This window comes from Corynebacterium limaceinasi (assembly GCF_046717465.1).
Classification (GTDB): Bacteria; Actinomycetota; Actinomycetes; order Mycobacteriales; family Mycobacteriaceae; genus Corynebacterium.
This window is the reverse complement of the sequence record NZ_CP177100.1, coordinates 252111-271087: the sequence shown is the minus strand read 5'-3', so window position 1 is coordinate 271087 and position 18977 is coordinate 252111. Positions and strand designations below refer to the sequence as shown.

At 53.1% G+C, this 18977-nt stretch carries 13 protein-coding genes and 5 pseudogenes; 15 read left to right on the top strand and 3 right to left on the bottom strand.

The window, feature by feature from the left end; translation table 11 throughout:
• The first annotated feature begins 251 nt into the window (after positions 1 to 251).
• Positions 252 to 1445: pseudogene (locus ACLI1Q_RS01345) on the top strand (IS3 family transposase).
• A gap of 46 nt (positions 1446 to 1491) precedes the next feature.
• Positions 1492 to 2769: an IS256 family transposase gene (locus ACLI1Q_RS01340; RefSeq protein WP_411697033.1), complete on the top strand. Its 1278-nt coding sequence runs from the start codon at positions 1492 to 1494 to the stop codon at positions 2767 to 2769.
• 30 nt (positions 2770 to 2799) lie between these two features.
• Here the strand turns inward: ACLI1Q_RS01340 and ACLI1Q_RS01335 are convergent.
• Positions 2800 to 3993, bottom strand: a pseudogene (locus ACLI1Q_RS01335) (IS3 family transposase).
• A 473-nt stretch (positions 3994 to 4466) separates the two neighbouring features.
• On the opposite strand from ACLI1Q_RS01335, the gene ACLI1Q_RS01330 reads away from it, so the two are divergent.
• The 3 genes from ACLI1Q_RS01330 to ACLI1Q_RS01320 all read left to right on the top strand — a co-directional run bounded on the left by ACLI1Q_RS01330 (position 4467) and on the right by ACLI1Q_RS01320 (position 6483).
• A complete protein-coding gene (locus ACLI1Q_RS01330) occupies positions 4467 to 4697 on the top strand; it encodes a helix-turn-helix domain-containing protein (RefSeq protein WP_284772329.1) in 231 nt (76 codons plus the stop codon).
• A complete protein-coding gene (locus tag ACLI1Q_RS01325; protein WP_411697032.1) occupies positions 4690 to 5646 on the top strand; it encodes a DUF4145 domain-containing protein in 957 nt (318 codons plus the stop codon). Before ACLI1Q_RS01330 ends, ACLI1Q_RS01325 begins: the two co-directional genes overlap by 8 nt.
• A 75-nt stretch (positions 5647 to 5721) precedes the next feature.
• On the top strand, positions 5722 to 6483 hold the full coding sequence (locus ACLI1Q_RS01320; RefSeq protein WP_411697031.1) for a DEAD/DEAH box helicase family protein: 762 nt from the start codon (positions 5722 to 5724) through the stop codon (positions 6481 to 6483).
• Here the strand turns inward: ACLI1Q_RS01320 and ACLI1Q_RS01315 are convergent.
• Positions 6423 to 7660 (bottom strand): IS3 family transposase gene (locus ACLI1Q_RS01315; RefSeq protein ID WP_284853453.1). Its coding sequence is split into 2 segments (ribosomal slippage): positions 6423 to 7333 and positions 7333 to 7660, totalling 1239 coding nucleotides; the frame shifts between segments, so codons are not numbered across the junction. The two genes, ACLI1Q_RS01320 and ACLI1Q_RS01315, sit on opposite strands and share 61 nt — an antisense overlap.
• Here ACLI1Q_RS01315 and ACLI1Q_RS01310 point away from each other — a divergent pair.
• The 6 genes and pseudogenes from ACLI1Q_RS01310 (at position 7654) to ACLI1Q_RS01285 (ending at position 13788) form a co-directional block, all read left to right on the top strand.
• Entirely contained in the window at positions 7654 to 8430 is a 777-nt protein-coding gene (locus tag ACLI1Q_RS01310) for a helicase-related protein (protein ID WP_411697030.1), read from the top strand. The genes ACLI1Q_RS01315 and ACLI1Q_RS01310 overlap by 7 nt on opposite strands.
• The gene (locus tag ACLI1Q_RS01305) at positions 8427 to 9311 is read left to right on the top strand and encodes a type I restriction-modification enzyme R subunit C-terminal domain-containing protein (protein WP_411697029.1); all 885 of its coding nucleotides are present in this window, start codon (positions 8427 to 8429) and stop codon (positions 9309 to 9311) included. The genes ACLI1Q_RS01310 and ACLI1Q_RS01305 overlap by 4 nt, the downstream gene beginning before the upstream one ends.
• Positions 9308 to 10720, top strand: coding sequence for an N-6 DNA methylase (locus ACLI1Q_RS01300; protein ID WP_284849792.1), 1413 nt, complete (start codon positions 9308 to 9310; stop codon positions 10718 to 10720). The genes ACLI1Q_RS01305 and ACLI1Q_RS01300 overlap by 4 nt, the downstream gene beginning before the upstream one ends.
• A gap of 5 nt (positions 10721 to 10725) precedes the next feature.
• Positions 10726 to 11949 carry a restriction endonuclease subunit S gene (locus tag ACLI1Q_RS01295; RefSeq protein WP_284869957.1) on the top strand — a complete coding sequence of 408 codons (1224 nt, stop codon included), beginning with the start codon at positions 10726 to 10728 and terminating at the stop codon, positions 11947 to 11949.
• Positions 11950 to 12159: 210 nt separating this feature from the next.
• Positions 12160 to 13101, top strand: a pseudogene (locus tag ACLI1Q_RS01290) (IS256 family transposase); the annotation flags it as partial.
• Positions 13102 to 13251: 150 nt separating this feature from the next.
• Positions 13252 to 13788 (top strand): hypothetical protein, encoded by a 537-nt coding sequence (locus ACLI1Q_RS01285; protein ID WP_411697028.1) that lies wholly within the window; start codon positions 13252 to 13254, stop codon positions 13786 to 13788.
• Here the strand turns inward: ACLI1Q_RS01285 and ACLI1Q_RS01280 are convergent.
• Positions 13775 to 15012, bottom strand: a protein-coding gene (locus tag ACLI1Q_RS01280) for an IS3 family transposase (protein WP_284853453.1) whose coding sequence is annotated in 2 segments (ribosomal slippage) — positions 13775 to 14685 and positions 14685 to 15012 — 1239 coding nt in all. Because the reading frame shifts where the segments join, the coding sequence is not laid out codon by codon here. The two genes, ACLI1Q_RS01285 and ACLI1Q_RS01280, sit on opposite strands and share 14 nt — an antisense overlap.
• A gap of 84 nt (positions 15013 to 15096) precedes the next feature.
• Here ACLI1Q_RS01280 and ACLI1Q_RS01275 point away from each other — a divergent pair.
• The 4 genes and pseudogenes from ACLI1Q_RS01275 to ACLI1Q_RS01260 all read left to right on the top strand — a co-directional run bounded on the left by ACLI1Q_RS01275 (position 15097) and on the right by ACLI1Q_RS01260 (position 18750).
• Positions 15097 to 16233, top strand: a complete 1137-nt coding sequence (locus ACLI1Q_RS01275) for a Mu transposase domain-containing protein (protein ID WP_411697027.1) — start codon at positions 15097 to 15099, stop codon at positions 16231 to 16233.
• Between the two features lie 2 nt (positions 16234 to 16235).
• Positions 16236 to 17033 carry an ATP-binding protein gene (locus ACLI1Q_RS01270; RefSeq protein ID WP_349837246.1) on the top strand — a complete coding sequence of 266 codons (798 nt, stop codon included), beginning with the start codon at positions 16236 to 16238 and terminating at the stop codon, positions 17031 to 17033.
• An 85-nt stretch (positions 17034 to 17118) separates the two neighbouring features.
• Positions 17119 to 17529, top strand: a pseudogene (locus ACLI1Q_RS01265) (transposase); the annotation flags it as partial.
• Positions 17513 to 18750, top strand: a pseudogene (locus tag ACLI1Q_RS01260) (IS3 family transposase). The pseudogenes ACLI1Q_RS01265 and ACLI1Q_RS01260, both read left to right, overlap by 17 nt.
• Positions 18751 to 18977: the final 227 nt, after the last annotated feature.

Genomic DNA, 18977 nt, shown 5'->3' with positions numbered 1-18977 from the left:
TCGAAAGTTTTCCGTCATATCACCGAATTGATATTGCAACGGGATATTTTAGCCTTCGCGGCTGGTCTTCGATTGACCCTTTAGTACGTGAGAGCTTTGAAACAGGGGATGTTGATGGGCCAATCGAGAGTGTCTGATGGTTTGTGTGTGTAGGTACCTAACCCGCATAAGAAGATGGAGGGCCTGACCCCTGTTTGGTGGACACCTGATATCCAGCCCAGTCGGGCTGGAAAGAAAGGTAATCTACCACCATGTCCAGGTACTCCGAACAGTTCAAACGCGATGCCGTGGCCCTCTATGAGAACAATGAGGACCTCTCGCTGAACTCAGCATCAGCCGAGCTCGGTATCAACCGTGCCTCGCTGCATTCATGGGTCAAGAAGTACGGCACCGGCAAACGTGCGCGTATAAAAGCCATGCAGGATAAAGCCCAAGCGGCGAATGATTCCGAACGGATCCGCCAGTTAGAAAAAGAAAACGCAAAGCTGCGCGAAGAACGTGACATCCTGCGCAAGGCCGCCAAATATTTTGCCGAAGAGACTCACTGGTGATCCGCTTCCAGTTTGTCTATGACCACCGAACCGAATTCTCGGTCAAGCGGATGTGCCATGTGTTAAAACTGAATCGTTCCTCGTTTTATAAGTGGGTCCAAACCCGTAAAAATCGCAGGTTAAAGATGTATTCTGATGCTGTTATTGGTGCAAGGATCGCAACCATCTTTGATGATGAGCTTGGGCTTTACGGCGCTAAACGCATCGCTGCAAGCCTGAATGAGGACACGGCGTATGTCCCGATCAATCACAAGAAAGTTGCACGAATTATGAAAGCCATGGGGCTTAAAGGCTTTACCAAACGCCGCCGATGTGTCACTACCAGGCGCAAGCCTGGCCACCGCGTCATGCCGGACTTAGTAGGCCGTAAATTCACCGCCAACGAGCCGAATCGCGTTTATGTTGGCGACATTACCTACCTGCCCTGTAAGGGTGGCAAGAACATGTATGTGGCCACAGTTATTGACACTTCATTCACGCAAACGTGCAGGTTATGCGCTCGCAGACAACATGCGAGTGTCACTGGTCGTCGATGCAATAGCCCACGCGCACGGTGTACGCGGCAGTCTTGACGGGGCTATATTCCATTCCGATCACGGCAGCGTGTACACCTCACAAGCCTTTAGGAACTATTGCTCGTCGTTGGGTGTGCGCCAGTCCATGGGAGCGGTAGGAACGAGTGCTGATAACGCCCTAGCAGAATCATTTAACGCCACCTTAAAGCGGGAAGTCTTGCGCGATAGGAAAGTCTTTGACAATCCGATCTCCTGCCGCCGGGAAGTCTTCCGGTGGTGCATGCGCTACAACACGCGCCGGCGGCACTCCTGGTGCAATCTTGTAGCGCCTGATGTCTTTGAAGCCGAGACTTCAACTACACTGACCAAAGCAGCATAGCTAACCCCCGACGTGTCCACTGTCCGGGGGTCAGGCCCGGACCAGAATGACTACTGTGACAAGACGAGATCCGGCCGATAAAACCAAGATTGATGCGATTGAAAAGAAGCTGCTTGCTAACCCTGAAATCGCGAAACTAATTGATGACCTAGGCACGTCCACAACGGATGCCAATGACCTGGTTCGGGACATGCTGCAAGCCTCAATCGCCAGAGGTTTGAATGCTGAAATGGATGCCCACCTTGGCTACGAGTCTGGTGATAGGAGTGGCAAAGCTGCAGCTGGGACAGACAATTACCGTAACGGCACCTACTCGAAAACCGTGGATTCTAACTACGGTCCGGTAACTGTTGATGTCCCACGCGATCGGGCCGGAACATTCTTGCCGACCATGGTTCCTAAAGGATCGAGACGCTTGACTTACGTTGATGACATGATCGTCAGCTTGTACGCCGGTGGAATGACAATAAGGGATATCCAGCACCACATGGCAACTGCGATGCGGGTAGATATTTCCCATGAGACGATTTCTGCGGTTACTGACACCGTCTTGGATGAAGTCATGGTCCTGCAAAACCGCCAGCTAGATGAGTTCTACCCGGTCATTTTCCTGGATGCACTACGTATTAAAGTCCGCGATGTTGGCCGAGTAGTCAACAAGTCCGCGTACATGGCAATCGGGGTGGACCTCGACGGAATTAAGCACATTTTGGGATTGTGGATTGCCAAAGAAGAAGGCGCTTCCTTTTGGGCGCAGGTATGCGCCAATCTTTCCAACCGTGGGGTCAAAGACGTCTTTATTGTTTGCTGTGACGGGCTGAAAGGCCTACCCGAGGCAGTAGAGGCAGCCTGGCCGAACTCTATGGTACAAACCTGTATCGTGCACCTGATACGTGCCGCGAACCGTTGGGTGGCCTACGGGGATCGCCGGGCTGTTTCAGCCGCGTTGAAAAAGATTTATACTGCTGCGGACGAGCCGACGGCACGTGCTGCCTTAGAGGAATTCGAGGCTTCCGAGCTGGGTGAGAAGTATCCCCGCTCAGTCAAGGTCTGGCAGGACGCGTGGGAGCGGTTTGTTCCGTTTCTGCAGTTCCCACCAGCAGCCAGGAAGGTCATCTATACGACGAATTCCATTGAATCTTTTAACAATGAGCTGCGTAAAGCTACTCGCAACAGGGTGCAGTTCACCAACGATGAATCAGCGCTTAAAACACTGTGGTTGATGATCTGCAATATTGAAGATAAGCGAGCCGCCAAGAGAGCAAAGCAGGGCAAACGAGTCTCAAGAACAGCCGGCAGACTCATGGAAGGAGCCCGGGCCTGACCCCCGGACAGTGGACACGTCGGGGGTTAGCTATGCTGCTTTGGTCAGTGTAGTTGAAGTCTCGGCTTCAAAGACATCAGGCGCTACAAGATTGCACCAGGAGTGCCGCCGGCGCGTGTTGTAGCGCATGCACCACCGGAAGACTTCCCGGCGGCAGGAGATCGGATTGTCAAAGACTTTCCTATCGCGCAAGACTTCCCGCTTTAAGGTGGCGTTAAATGATTCTGCTAGGGCGTTATCAGCACTCGTTCCTACCGCTCCCATGGACTGGCGCACACCCAACGACGAGCAATAGTTCCTAAAGGCTTGTGAGGTGTACACGCTGCCGTGATCGGAATGGAATATAGCCCCGTCAAGACTGCCGCGTACACCGTGCGCGTGGGCTATTGCATCGACGACCAGTGACACTCGCATGTTGTCTGCGAGCGCATAACCTGCACGTTTGCGTGAATGAAGTGTCAATAACTGTGGCCACATACATGTTCTTGCCACCCTTACAGGGCAGGTAGGTAATGTCGCCAACATAAACGCGATTCGGCTCGTTGGCGGTGAATTTACGGCCTACTAAGTCCGGCATGACGCGGTGGCCAGGCTTGCGCCTGGTAGTGACACATCGGCGGCGTTTGGTAAAGCCTTTAAGCCCCATGGCTTTCATAATTCGTGCAACTTTCTTGTGATTGATCGGGACATACGCCGTGTCCTCATTCAGGCTTGCAGCGATGCGTTTAGCGCCGTAAAGCCCAAGCTCATCATCAAAGATGGTTGCGATCCTTGCACCAATAACAGCATCAGAATACATCTTTAACCTGCGATTTTTACGGGTTTGGACCCACTTATAAAACGAGGAACGATTCAGTTTTAACACATGGCACATCCGCTTGACCGAGAATTCGGTTCGGTGGTCATAGACAAACTGGAAGCGGATCACCAGTGAGTCTCTTCGGCAAAATATTTGGCGGCCTTGCGCAGGATGTCACGTTCTTCGCGCAGCTTTGCGTTTTCTTTTTCTAACTGGCGGATCCGTTCGGAATCATTCGCCGCTTGGGCTTTATCCTGCATGGCTTTTATACGCGCACGTTTGCCGGTGCCGTACTTCTTGACCCATGAATGCAGCGAGGCACGGTTGATACCGAGCTCGGCTGATGCTGAGTTCAGCGAGAGGTCCTCATTGTTCTCATAGAGGGCCACGGCATCGCGTTTGAACTGTTCGGAGTACCTGGACATGGTGGTAGATTACCTTTCTTTCCAGCCCGACTGGGCTGGATATCAGGTGTCCACCAAACAGGGGTCAGGTCCCCCGAGTTTCCGGCTGGACACAAGCCATCAACCAAATGGCCGTGGCCTACCCCGACCGCTTCGACAAATACCTATAAACCCAGCTCCACACACAAACAACTTGACACGCTCGGGAACGGAGCTCACCGCACTACCCAGGAGTCCTGGTCATCGACTCTGCACTTAAAGGTTTCGACCAAGGTCGTGCAGAAGCAGCAGGATCCATGCGTGAGGGACTCTCCACCTATCTGACGCAAGAGGCAATACACCCAGCAAATCATCATCCTGGAGAACACCGACGAAGTTCCCGGGGTTGACCGCACCATTATGGGGAATATCATTGATTTTACCAAAGACACCGAAAACGGCCGTTACGGCTACCTGAAAGGCGTCATAGACGTTGCAGAAGAGGAAGATTTCGAATGACGACACCAGTGGTCAGTTACAAACCTCTCTGGAAGACTCTCACTGACAAAGACATGACAAAACAAGACCTACGTAAAGCAACCGGCCTCTCAAGCGCCACTATCACCAAGATGGGATGGGATGAGACAGTGTCAACACAAGTACTCGCAAGAATATTCGAAGCACTCGAATGCGATATTTCAGATATCTGCACAATCGGAAATAGCCAGGAGGTTGGAAGTGACTAACTTCGAATTTCTAAAAAATAGTTTCCCTTCATTGGAAAACCTGGGAACTTTAGCTGAATCATACCTTTATACCGACCCGAGTACCTCTGTGATGAAGCTCGGCATTCTATGCGAAAGCATTGTAGAGCTGATATTCCAGTTCGATCGTTTGACTCCTCCAAATAAAAGCACAGCTTTCAAGCGGATTGACATGCTCTCTCGTGAAGGTCTGCTGCCTCGCGAAGTTGTCGATATTTTGAATCTGGTTCGCAAAGCCCGAAACAAGGCGGCACATAAGGACTGGGGAACAACAGAAGATGCAAAGCGCTTTTTGCCAATGGTTCATTCCCTTGCTTGGTGGTTTGAAGCTACATATGGTGACCCAAATGTGGAGGCATCAAAATATGTACTCCCAGTTGAAAAATCCCTAACTGATCAGGCTACCGATTGGCTGGAGCAAGAGACTGCCGCACTTGCAAAGGACGATGGCACAAAGGCTAAACAGGCACCAGCGGTGTCAAAAGCGAAACGTTCCCAGCGTTCTACTGCTGCGGTGAATCAGCGTCCAAAAACAGAAGCTGAAACGAGGCTCCTCATTGATGAGCAGCTTCGTCAAGTGGGTTGGGATGCTGATACTGAAAACCTAAGGTACAGCAAGGGCACACGCCCTGTTGAGGGACTAAATCAGGCTATTGCTGAGTGGCCTACTGATTCCACGGTAGGGCGGCAAGGCCGAGCTGACTATGCCTTGTTCGTAGGTTTGAATTTCGTTGGTGTGATTGAAGCAAAGGCAGAGCACTCTGCAATCCCATCAGTTTTGGATTTTCAGGCTGCCGATTACGGGCGGCTTATTAAAGATGAGCACGTAGAGTTTACGATGGGTCAGTGGGGTGCCTTCAAGGTACCATTCCTCTTTGCAACGAATGGTCGCCCATATATAGAGCAATACAAGACTCAATCTGGCGTCTGATTTCAGGATGTGCGTAACCCACTAAATTCTCCACGCGCATTAGTTGGATGGCCAAGTCCACAGGGTCTTCTCGAAATGCTTGATGCTGATCAACAAGCTGCGCAGGAGGCACTCGACAACCTGAACGATGATCTGCTCACATCTAGTACTGGCTTAAATCTGCGTAAATATCAGGTCGATGCAATCCACGCTGCTGAGAACGCGATCAGCGAAGGAAACCACCACGCGCTACTTGCCATGGCCACCGGCACTGGCAAAACCCGAACAGTGCTTGGGATGATCTATCGATTCTTGAAGACTAATCGGTTCCGCAGAATCTTGTTCTTGGTTGACCGTACGTCACTAGGCACTCAGGCTTTGGATACCTTTAAGGATGTCCGATTAGAGGAATTGCTGACGCTGGATGAACTCTATTCAATTAATGGTTTAGACGATTCCGACGTTGACCCTGAGACACGTGTGCATGTCTCAACGGTCCAAGGAATGGTGAAGCGCCTGTTCTACCCAGAACCTTCTACTGAAGATACTCAGGCACGCAAACCATCCGTTACTGACTACGACTTGATCATTGTTGACGAAGCTCACCGAGGTTATTTGCTTGATAAAGAAATGACCGAAGATGAAGCTCTCTACCGGGACCAATCTGACTACCAATCCGCCTACCGGTCCGTAATTGACTATTTCGATGCAACGAAAATCGCGCTCACTGCAACACCTGCGTTACACACAACTGAGATTTTGGGCCCGAACCCCGGAAAGTGGACACGGGGATTTAATCAAGATGCGATAGTAAGTGTAGCTGATCCGGCGGCTTCGAAGGCGTTCGGCGAGCGATAGCCGCACCACGAGTGCAAGCGCTTGGTGTTGTAGTGCGTGCACCACCGGAACACGTCCCGACGACATACGAGCTGACTTGGGAAAACGGACTCGTCCTGGAGGACTTCCCGTTTCAGCGTGGCGTTGAACGACTCCGCCAACGAGTTGTCCGCGCTCGTCCCGATTGCTCCCATCGACTGGGTGACACCGAATCGTTCACACAGCTTCCGGTATTGCCCAGAGGTATAGACGCTGCCATGATCGGAGTGAAAAATCGCCCCGTCAAGGTTGCCTCGGACCCCGTGGGCCATCGTGAGAGCTTCTTCGACCAACTCCGTGCGCATGTGGTCGGCGATCGCGAAACCGGTCAACTGCCGCGAATAGCAGTCGATGACGGTGGCCAGGTACATATTCGACCCGTCCGCGATCGGCAGGTACGTGATATCGCCGACGTAGATGGTGTTCGGTTTCTCCGCGGTGAACCGGCGTTTCAGCAGGTCGGGCAACTTCGGAGCCCGTTTCGCAGACACGGTGGTCTTCACCCGGCGTTTTTTGGTGTAGCCGAACAGGCCCATCTGGCGCATCAACCTGGCGGTGCGCTTGTGATTGAAAAGGTCGTCGTTGGCTGGATCGGAATTGATGGCCGCCGTCACGCGTTTCGCCCCGTAACAACCGTTCTCGGCCGTGAACACGGCCTTGATCCTCGCTCCCAGCACCGCGTCGTCAAGGACGCGTCGCCGGCGGGCAGGAGCAGCTGATTTCCATTTGTAATACGAGGACCGGTTGATCTTCAAAACCTCACATAACCGCTTGACCTCGTAGAGGCCTCGGTTGTCATCAACGAACCGGAAGCGGTTCACCAGTTCGTCTCTTCCGCGAAATATTTGGCCGCCTTGCGGAGAATCTCTCGTTCCTCCCGGAGCTTGGCGTTTTCGCGTTCCAGCACGCGGATGCGTTCGGCGTCGGAGAGTCCTTCAGCAGGCGTGCGTGCGCTGTTGGCTGCGGCAATGGGGCTGGCGACTTTTTCACCGTTGGCGTTGGTTTTGGTGCCGGTGCCGAAGGCGTCGAGCCAGGTGCGCAGGGAGTTGCGGTTGACCCCGAGATCGGAGGCGATCGCGTTGAGCGTTGCTCCGGGGGTCGACTCGTACAACGAGACTGCGTCGCGCTTGAACTGCTCGGTGTAGGTCTTGCGTGGCATGGTGGAAAGGTACCTCACTTCCCCAGCGAGATGCTGGTTTCAAGGTGTCCACCATCTGGGGGTCAGGTCCTTTCGGTCAACCGGTGTACACCTACACCTATCGTGAAGCAGTCATGGATGGCTATCTCGTTGACCACGACGCACCACATCGCCTCACAACAAAGCTTGCAACTGAAGGTATTCGATTTGCCGAGGGCGACACTCTTCCGATCTACGACACTGCTACTGGAGAAATCGCCAACAGCGCTGAATTGGCTGACGAGGTTACTTTTGAAGTGGAAGACTTCAACCGGTCAGTAATTACCGAAAACTTCAACCGGACGGTTCTAAAAGAAATCGCTCGGGATCTTGATCCGAGCATGCCTGAATTATTCGGCAAAACCCTCATTTATGCCGTTGATGACGCTCATGCTGACCTCATCGTCGATCTCCTTAAAGACATCTATGCCGACCAGGGGGTTGAGCCAAAAGCGATTATGAAGATCACCGGCTCAGTCGCAGGCGGCAACAAGAAGAAGATCGAGCAAACAATTAAGCGCTTCAAGAACGAGCGTTTTCCATCAATAGTTGTCACCGTTGACCTGCTCACCACCGGTATTGACGTACCAGCAATCACGTCATTGGTTTTCATGAGGCGAGTTAAGTCGCGTATCCTCTTCGAGCAAATGCTCGGTCGAGCCACGCGACTATGCCCAGAAATCTCAAAAGACCGCTTCGAAATCTACGATCCGGTAGGAGTGTACGAAGCCCTTGAAAGGTTTCTACCATGAAACCACTGGTTGCGAACCCCAATACCAGCTTCAAAGATCTCATGGAGGACATTGATCGCGCCGGTACTAATGCTGACAAACTTACTCGAGCAATCGAACAGGTAGTGGCTAAGCTCCAACGTAGACGACGCAAGATTGCCGAAACTACAGCTGAACACCTTAAAGACCTTGGCGGTGGAAACACGATCTCCGAAGTGATTGAAGAACTTCGTGAAGCCTCACCAGCAGATGCAGCCGCATGGATTCAAGAACACGCGCAGTTCTTCGATTTCCTCGACAACTCGACCTTTGGCGACCCACGAAAACTAGTGATTTCAGAGGCTGAAGATGAACTCATCTCACACACCAGGGACTTTGGAAACGCCCAAAAGCCTGAGGACTATCTAGAAGAGTTCAAATCCTTCCTGGAGCAAAACAGTGATGAGATTGCAGCCTTACAAATAGTGTGTACTCGCCCTTCTGAACTCACCCGAGCGGAACTGAAATCACTAAGGCTCATGCTCGACCGCAAAGGCTATACCGAGCAAAAACTCTCTTCAGCCTTGTCGCAAGTGTCTAACAAAGAGATTACTGCAGACATCATCTCACTCATTCGCCGTTTTGCACTCGGATCTCCGCTCCTTACCCACAAGGAACGGGTGAAACTTGCTATCGACAAACTGAAAAGAGAACATGACTTTACTAGAGTTCAGCAGGGCTGGATATCTCGCGTTGAGGCGTACCTCGAAAACGAGTTACTCATCTCAACAGACACCTTCGATACAGACTCTCGCTTTAGACAACAGGGAGGACTGAATCGAGTGCAGGCTGCATTTGATGGCGAATTCGCCAAAATAGTCTCTGAACTTAAGGACTATATGTATGAGGACCTAACCGCATGAACAATCAAGAGATCGTTGCGAAGCTCTGGAACCTGTCCAACGTCCTACGCGATGATGGAATCACCTTCCATCAGTACGTCACCGAGCTGACTTACATCCTATTCTTGAAAATGGCCAAGGAAACCGGTGCAGAAGACGGGATTCCCGAACAATACCGATGGAATGAACTGCGCACGAAGTCCGGCATCGAACTCAAGCGGTTCTACCGTGACCTGCTCCAACACCTCGGCGAAGAAGCAACTGGTCGAGTCCATGAAATCTATGCTGCGTCATCTACAAATATTGATGAGCCGAAAAACCTTGAGAAGATTATCAAGTCAATTGATGCTCTGGATTGGTATTCCGCTCGTGAGGAGGGGCTCGGTAACCTCTACGAAGGGCTGCTTGAGAAAAACGCTAACGAGAAAAAGTCTGGTGCCGGTCAGTACTTCACCCCGCGTGTCCTTATTGACGTTATGGTGCGGCTTATTGACCCACAGCCTGGTGAGCTCTGCAACGACCCCGCATGTGGAACTTTTGGCTTCATGATTGCTGCGAGTGAGCACGTATGCGCCAACACAGACGACCTGTTCGATCTGGACGAAGATCAAGCCGACTTCCAAGTAAAGAAGGCATTTACCGGTGTGGAGCTTGTCCATGACACTCATCGACTTGCGTTGATGAATGCTATGCTTCATGGCATCGAATCCCCTATCCATTTAGGAGATACGCTTTCGCCTGACGGCAAGCGCTTTATTGGGTTTGATGTTGTTCTGACTAACCCGCCATTTGGAACGAAAAAGGGAGGGGAACGTGCAACTCGTGATGATCTAACCTTCCCGACATCAAATAAGCAGCTGAACTTCCTGCAGCATATTTATCGAAGCCTTAAGCCAGGTGGACGCGCTGCGGTTGTACTACCAGACAATGTTCTTTTCGCTGACGGTGATGGCCGCCGCATCCGAGAAGACCTGATGGACAAATGCAACCTACACACTATCCTCAGGCTTCCAACCGGTATCTTTTACGCCCCAGGCGTCAAGACCAACGTACTCTTCTTCGAACGTGGACTCACCGACAAAGGAAATACCAGCGGAGTTTGGTTCTACGACCTTCGTTCTCAGATGCCTTCGTTCGGCAAGCGTACGCCACTTACCGTTGAACACTTCGCTGACTTTGAGAAAGCGTATTTGGCTGAAGATCGAACTCAGCTGGCAAACGAGCGGCTAACCTACTTCAAGCGCAGCGAGATTAACGCTAAAGAGGACTCTCTAGATCTGGGCCTCATGCGTGTTGAAGTAGAAACTTTCGACGCGGAAAACTTTGCCCCAGCAGCATCCGCGCTCGAAGCCGCAACCCTTCTTGACGAAGCAGCTGACCTCCTGCGCACTCTAGCAAGCGATCTCAGCCTCGGAGAAGGTGAAGATTAGTGGCAATGAAACTCCCGCTCATCACAGACTTCAAAGGGATTCCTAACGAAGCCATCGTTCCAGAGGCCGAACAACCATACGCCGTTCCTGGAGACTGGCGGTGGGTGCGGTTGGGTACGGTATTACTTCCCATGGAGACACGCAAACCTAGGGGAGGCTCCTTTACTTACATCGATATCGATGCAGTCAATAATAAGTGCCAAAAAGTAGCAAACCCAAAAATCGTTGCAGCGTCCAAAGCGCCAAGCAGGGCATCTCGAGCGGTGCACGACGGAGATACCCTATTCTCTCTCGTTCGTCCCTACCTCATGAACATAGCGCGTGTAGGGTCAGAATTCTCAGAAGCAATCGCGAGCACTGGTTTTTATGTTTGCACACCTGCCCCAGTAGTTGATTCGCGCTACCTTTTTCATTTCCTTTGTAGCCCAACGTTCATTTCGATGGCGACGGCAAAGATGAAAGGAGACAATTCACCATCGATTAAGGCGACCGATTTTTTACAGCTCCCGATTAGTCTGCCCCCGTTAGGTGAGCAAGCACGTATCGTTGATTTTATCGAGAAAACTAACGCCAAAATCGACGACGCCATACAACGACTCGATAGTTTTCTAGACAATCTTTCAGATAGAAAGGTTGGCATTGCCCGAACATTGCTTGCGGGGCACGGAGTTTCAAATGAAGGTAATGTACATGACACTGTTTGGGAGACTAAGCCCTTGGGCGAGATTATAAGGGTCTCATCTGGAAAAGGCTTAACGGCAAAAGAGATGGCCCCTGGTGGTACCGTTCCTGTTTATGGTGGCAACGGCGTTACCGGATACCATGACCAGTCCTGTTACCCAGCTGAAACAATCACAATCGGTAGAGTCGGATTTTATTGCGGTTCTGTCCACATGACGAACGAAGAATGCTGGGTAACTGATAACGCTCTGGTCGTGCACTTCAATGAAAACGAGATAGACAAGAAGTTTCTCTACTTTCTTTTGCTACACACCAATCTGCGAAAAAATACGAGTTCCAGTGCGCAGCCACTAATTTCCGGCAAGAAAATATATGACATCCTCGTCAGAATCCCTGCGTTAGATTCTCAGAAGGTGATTGCAGAGGGCATTGAAAATTCCTTGGAAAAGCTTGATAAAATTCAACACTTGGTAGAAGGATCCAAGCAGATTCTGGTGCAGCTCCGGAAACAGTTAATTCATCATGCCTTTATGGGGAAAGTGCAATAGATCGTGAATGTAGGCACTTGTGAATTCATGATTACTTTGCGTGGAATTCGTAAACAACTACCTGGAGCGAATATTTTTCTCAGCACCAATAATCGATTCTTCGAAAACAAATTGTTGCGCGCGAAATCTTGGGTGGTTCACCAACACTATGGGTGAGGGTGTCAGGAAGTTTGTGTGTGAGGCTCTGATCTAGAAGGAGTTTCACCGATAATGACTACGGTGTCACCGAAGAAAAACCATGACCCGGCGAGGGTCAACGAGATCAGCGAGAAGCTGATGGAAAATCCTGAAATCGCCAGCTTGATCAGCGAGCTGTCGACTTCTGCTGATGATGCAAGCGAGCTGGTCAAGGCCTGCTGCAGGCATCGATCAACGCTGGTCTTAAAGCGGAGATGGATGCGCATTTGGGCTATAGCCACTGCGACCGCAAGGCCAAAGCGCAGGTGGATACCGCACAGAGCAGCAATCACCGTAACGGGTCCTACACCAAGACCGTCAATTCTGGCTACGGCGCGGTGGAAGTGACCGTGCCCAGGGATCGCGCCGGCACGTTTACTCCCCGGATGATGCCCAAGGGCACACGTCGGCTCACAGAGCTCGACGACATGATTATCTCGCTGTACGCCGGCGGGATGACCGTGCGCGATATTTGCCACCATCTCGCAACCACCCTCGGTGTGGATATGAGCCCGGATACGATCAGCACCATTACCGACGCGGTCTTGGAAGAGGTCATGATCTGGCAAAACCGCCAGCTCGACGAGTTCTATCCGGTGATCTTCCTCGACGCGCTACGCGTCAAGATCCGTGACGGCCACCGCGTGGTCAACAAGGCTTGCTACATGGCGGTTGGTGTCGACATGGACGGCATCAAGCACATCCTGGGATTGTGGATCGCGGACAATGAAGGCGCCGCATTCTGGGCATCGGTGTGTGCGGATCTGGCTAACCGCGGTGTCCAAGACGTGTTCATCGTGTGCTGCGACGGGCTTAAAAGGCCTGCCGGAGGCTGTGGAGACAACCTGGCCGAATTCCATGGTGCAGACCTGTATTGTGCACCTGATTCGGGCTGCGAACCGGTGGGTGTCCTACCAGGACCGTAAAGCAGTCTCCCGCGTACTGCGTGAGGTCTACACAGCCGCTAACGAGGACACCGTGACGCGCGACGCTATTTAGTACCGGTAGGGCGGTATCGAGTACCGACCGGTGCGGATATCGGGTACCGGGGGTAGTTTTTAGGCACTCTTTAGTGGACGGCCCACGCAGTGTGTACGCGTGGGTCGCGTTCACGTGGAAGGAGTGATGGTGGTGACGGATTACCGTGCCATCATGTTTGCCTTGGTTGCCGGGAATCGTTCCTGGAACCAGATTCGAGCCGATTTAGGGGTCTCGAAGTCGACGATTGATAAGGCCAGTCGCGTTGTAAGGGACCATCGACTCGATGCTCGTGGGATTGCTGGATTGTCGAATGCCCAGTTAGAGGAGCTATTTCCGGATAACCGGCGTCGCAACGATGCGGAGTTCCTCGCACCGGATTTCAAAAAGGTTGCTGAGCGGATGGTCTCTGGCAAGCGCGTGACGTTGAAAGTCGCGCACGCCAAGTACCTGGAGTTCCCTGTTGGTACTGGTCAGCGTCATTATTCGTATCGACAGTACTGTTCGCTGTTTGAGCATTATGTCGATGTTCATCAGCTGTCAGCGCCACTGAATCACGATCCCGGTGACGAGCTCATGGTGGACTGGTCGGGCGATGGAATGGTCGTTGTGGATCCTGTCTCAGGCCAGCGGGGGGCCCGAACCCCGGAAAGTGGACACGGGGATTTAATCAAGATGCGATAGTAAGTGTAGCTGATCCGGCGGCTTCGAAGGCGTTCGGCGAGCGATAGCCGCACCACGAGTGCAAGCGCTTGGTGTTGTAGTGCGTGCACCACCGGAACACGTCCCGACGACATACGAGCTGACTTGGGAAAACGGACTCGTCCTGGAGGACTTCCCGTTTCAGCGTGGCGTTGAACGACTCCGCCAACGAGTTGTCCGCGCTCGTCCCGATTGCTCCCATCGACTGGGTGACACCGAATCGTTCACACAGCTTCCGGTATTGCCCAGAGGTATAGACGCTGCCATGATCGGAGTGAAAAATCGCCCCGTCAAGGTTGCCTCGGACCCCGTGGGCCATCGTGAGAGCTTCTTCGACCAACTCCGTGCGCATGTGGTCGGCGATCGCGAAACCGGTCAACTGCCGCGAATAGCAGTCGATGACGGTGGCCAGGTACATATTCGACCCGTCCGCGATCGGCAGGTACGTGATATCGCCGACGTAGATGGTGTTCGGTTTCTCCGCGGTGAACCGGCGTTTCAGCAGGTCGGGCAACTTCGGAGCCCGTTTCGCAGACACGGTGGTCTTCACCCGGCGTTTTTTGGTGTAGCCGAACAGGCCCATCTGGCGCATCAACCTGGCGGTGCGCTTGTGATTGAAAAGGTCGTCGTTGGCTGGATCGGAATTGATGGCCGCCGTCACGCGTTTCGCCCCGTAACAACCGTTCTCGGCCGTGAACACGGCCTTGATCCTCGCTCCCAGCACCGCGTCGTCAAGGACGCGTCGCCGGCGGGCAGGAGCAGCTGATTTCCATTTGTAATACGAGGACCGGTTGATCTTCAAAACCTCACATAACCGCTTGACCTCGTAGAGGCCTCGGTTGTCATCAACGAACCGGAAGCGGTTCACCAGTTCGTCTCTTCCGCGAAATATTTGGCCGCCTTGCGGAGAATCTCTCGTTCCTCCCGGAGCTTGGCGTTTTCGCGTTCCAGCACGCGGATGCGTTCGGCGTCGGAGAGTCCTTCAGCAGGCGTGCGTGCGCTGTTGGCTGCGGCAATGGGGCTGGCGACTTTTTCACCGTTGGCGTTGGTTTTGGTGCCGGTGCCGAAGGCGTCGAGCCAGGTGCGCAGGGAGTTGCGGTTGACCCCGAGATCGGAGGCGATCGCGTTGAGCGTTGCTCCGGGGGTCGACTCGTACAACGAGACTGCGTCGCGCTTGAACTGCTCGGTGTAGGTCTTGCGTGGCATGGTGGAAAGGTACCTCACTTCCCCAGCGAGATGCTGGTTTCAAGGTGTCCACCATCTGGGGGTCAGGTCCGGGTTACCGCGCACTTGTTTGTAGCTTCATTGCCGCACTCAGGGATGATGCATGTATCGGCGTGGCCGGATCAAAAAATGCGGTCGTGGCTTTTAGCCCACCGTGCGGCTTTGGAGTATTTCGGTGGTTGTCCGCTGCGGTTGATCCCGGATAACGCGCTCACAGCCACGCAACAGATTTCCTGTGGGCTGCGGGGGCGTATCCCGGTTGCGGAGTATTCTACATTTGCCGATTTCTATCAGATAGGTATTACTGCGGCGAAAGGCTACCGGCCGCGGTATAAGGCGAATGTTGAAAAGGCCGTGGATATTGCCCAGCAATGGTGCGTGGAATACCTCGACGACCAGGAGTTCTACAGTTTCGACATGCTCAATAAGGCCCTCGAGGACCAAAGCGATTTCATCAACGATCGCCGTCCCTTCCGCGGGCAGGATATCTCTCGTCGCCAGTTGTTTGAAGACCATGAGCAACAGCTGCTGCGCCCATTGCCCGACCGGCGGTGGTCGTGGTCGCGGTGGAAGAAGTCCAAGGTCGCAATGAACTACCACATCCGGATCGCCAATCACTGGTATTCAGTGCCGTGGAAGCTAGCGGGCAAGTTCGTCGACGTGCAACTTTTTGATGACTATCTGGATGTCTTCTACGACGGTGAGATTGTTGCTTCACATCGTATTGCCCCTGCTAATTATGGCTACTCCACCTTGGATGAGCATGTCCCCGACAACCATAAGGACTTAAACACCCAGTGGAACCGGCAACGCTTGGAAGACTGGGCGAAAAGTATTGGGACCGCGACAGCACAGCTCATCGGCCAGATGTTTAACGCTCGTAAAGTCGAAGCCCAAGCATATTCTAGCGTTCTGGGCGTACTGAACCTATCGAAGGATTACTCCCGAATCGAACTCGAACAAGCCTGTGGTCAGCTGTTATCGCGCAAAGCAGTCCCCAGCGTCAACAAAGTAGCCCAAGAGCTCAAGGATCTAAAACAGGCCGCAGCACAGGCGTATTTGCCCACCGATGTACCACTGTCGACGGCCATCGACACTACGCGTGCGCACCGCCAACAGCCCACGGCGGACACGCCGGACTCTGTGTCGCATGTACGCGGGGCCGGGGCGTTTGCCTTCACTGATAAAGAATGGAAGGTATAGCCATGGCTCTTACCGATGAAGACTTCGAACTGCTCGGTTCTCTTCGCGGGATGCGTGTGTTTGCCACGACGCTGCAGGAGATCGTCAACGATCCCAGTCGTGACTTGGACTCCTTTGAAGACAAGATCAAAGAAGCTCTCGATGCTCAGGTAGCTGCACGTGATTCGAAAGTAATCGAAAAACTCGTCAAAGCCGCCAAGCTACCCAACGCGCTTGCGGCTTTGGAACGCTTTGAAGCACACAGCAACCGAGGGATCACTCCAGACCGTATTGAGCGGTTAGCTACCTGCGACTGGATTACCTACGGCAGAGATCTAACCATCGTGGGAGCTACCGGCACCGGCAAAAGCTTCCTCGCCCAAGGCCTAGCCGTGGCTGCGTGCCGGCATAAACTAACCGCACGCTACTTTAGACTCGCCGACTTAGCCGACGAGTTCGACGCCACAGCCGACGCTGCCTATGAGCGCAAAGCCCTCCTTGAGGAACTGACAAAGCCGGCTGTGTTGGTCATCGACGACTTCCTGGCCACGGACGTATCTGCCTTCGCCTTAGCCCAGGTATTCAACCTCCTGGTCAAGCGGGAGCATTCCTCAACCGTCATCGTCAGCCAGCACGAGCCGGAATACTGGTACAGCGTCTTTAGTGAAAACGCGATCGCCGACGCTGTCCTATCCCGACTTGCAAACAACGGCAGCAAACTCACCCTCATCGGTGAAGACATGCGCACCCGTGACGACTTCCAAGAAGAAAGGGGAACACTTAGCAAACAGCTCAAGCAACGTCAACGGTCCAAACGATAAGCGGGGGTAAAACCGGCTACCGGGCGGCTACCGCCACCCCGGTACCTGGTACCGCCTTACCGGTCCCTAAAACAAGCCCGCGTCAGACACCGCGCGTGCCAGCCTGGATGCTTTCGAGGCCAGTGAACTTGGCCGGAAATATCCCTAGTCGGTCAAAGTCTGGCGTGATGCATGGGAGCGGTTCGTGCCGTTTCTGCAGTTCCCGCCAGCGGCGCGGCGAGTGCTCTACACCACCAACTCGATCGAATCGCTCAACGCCGAACTGCGTAAAGCTACCCGTAACCGGGGTCAATTCCCAAACGATACTGCCGCACTAAAGACACTGTGGCTGATGATCTGCAACATCGAAGACAAGCGCGCTGCCCAGCGAGCGAGGAAAGCAAAACGCGATATTGAATGCAACGGCTATATTGAAGGAGCGAAAGCAACTGAAGTGTCCCAGGTTTTGTTCCGTTTGAGTAGATGGGAAAATCTGGAATATGCCAAGAAAATTTGACCAGGATGCGAAGGATCGTGTGGTCCGTCTCGTGGAAGACCGCATCGTGGCGGAAAACATGTCGATGCAGGCCGCGTGCCAGGCAGTAGCTGCAAAGTTGGGGTTTCATGGCACACGGCTCGTCTATGGACTTAAGTCTGCTCGTCGTGCGGGAAACATCCCAGAACCTGTGCCTGAAGATTTGGCTGCCGAAAACGCGAGGCTACGCCGTGAAAATCACCAGCTTCGAGATACCAATGAGTTGCTGAAGGCTGCGTCAGCTTTTTCGCCTCATGACCAGGCCCCAAGCCTCGGTTATGATCCGGTTCATCGATGAATACCGGAATTATTTCTCTGTCGAGTTCATCTGCACTGGCGTTAAAAGAATAGCCGGGCTGGTGGGTTCATCACTTCGCGTGGGTATCGCCAGTCCAAGGCCCGTGGGTTAAGTGCTCGTCGCCTTCGTGATGCTGTTCTAGTTGAACGCATTGGTGCTGTTCATCGGGATAATGACGGTGTTTACGGCGTGCGGAAAATGTGGCATGCGCTTCACCGTGACGGAATCGACATCGGTCGTGAACAAACCGCTCGGCTGATGCGCCTGGCTGGTGTTTCTGGCACAGGCACAGGCGGATCACCTATCACAACCCGCACACCTCAACGTGCCGGATCTGCGCCCGGATTTAGTGGGGCGTGAGTTCAAAGCCCAAGGCCCGAACAAGCTGTGGGTGGCCGACATTACCTATGTGCGCACGAAGAAAGGCTTTGTGTACACCGCGTTTGTCACTGACGTTTACTCCCGGCGGATCGTCGGATGGGCGTTATCAGATTCCATGCGCACTTCAGGCATTGCCGCTGCAAGCACTCAATCAAGCGATTGTGAGTGCGAGGGAAACAACAGGTCTCATTCACCATTCGGATCACGGCTTATAGTACGTCAGCGTTGTCTACAACGAGCGTCTCGCCCAGCACGGGATTGTCGCTTCTACTGGGACTGTCGGTGACTGAAATGACAATGCTTTGGCTGAAAACGTTAACGGCTCCTACAAGAATGAGCTCATCCATACTCGCAGGTGGGATGACGTTGTCGAAGTGGAAATCGCGACGTTCGAGTGGGTGTCATGGTGGAACGAGACAAGGCTCCACCAAAGCTTGGGATACCGAACCCCGGTCGAGGTCGAAACCGAGTTTTGGAAGCAGAACCCGCCACAGGCAATAATAGAAATCAAGGCACATGCCTAGGAACAAAACCCGGGGCACTTCAACATGATTGCCGCGGTCAAACAAGGTTTCACCGAATAAGCGTGCCGTGAATGCGACAAGGCCGATTGATTTCAGGACTTAAGAGGTCTTCCTGTGTGCTTTTATGTCCTAGCTGAAGGAACCGGCTGTTCCCGGCAGCAGCCCCTCCCCTAACGCGAGCAGATGCGGGGTGTGGGGTACTAAGGGGGCATCGCCAAGCGCCAGCT

Bases quoted from the DNA above. Each gene is read 5' to 3' on its own strand.
- ACLI1Q_RS01300 (WP_284849792.1), top strand. From the start codon at position 9,308: ATGAACAATCAAGAGATCGTTGCGAAGCTCTGGAACCTGTCCAACGTC.
- ACLI1Q_RS01340 (WP_411697033.1), top strand. From the start codon at position 1,492: ATGACTACTGTGACAAGACGAGATCCGGCCGATAAAACCAAGATTGAT.
- ACLI1Q_RS01295 (WP_284869957.1), top strand. From the start codon at position 10,726: ATGAAACTCCCGCTCATCACAGACTTCAAAGGGATTCCTAACGAAGCC.
- ACLI1Q_RS01270 (WP_349837246.1), top strand. From the start codon at position 16,236: ATGGCTCTTACCGATGAAGACTTCGAACTGCTCGGTTCTCTTCGCGGG.
- ACLI1Q_RS01330 (WP_284772329.1), top strand. From the start codon at position 4,467: ATGACGACACCAGTGGTCAGTTACAAACCTCTCTGGAAGACTCTCACT.
- ACLI1Q_RS01305 (WP_411697029.1), top strand. From the start codon at position 8,427: ATGAAACCACTGGTTGCGAACCCCAATACCAGCTTCAAAGATCTCATG.
- ACLI1Q_RS01285 (WP_411697028.1), top strand. From the start codon at position 13,252: ATGGTGGTGACGGATTACCGTGCCATCATGTTTGCCTTGGTTGCCGGG.
- ACLI1Q_RS01320 (WP_411697031.1), top strand. From the start codon at position 5,722: ATGCTTGATGCTGATCAACAAGCTGCGCAGGAGGCACTCGACAACCTG.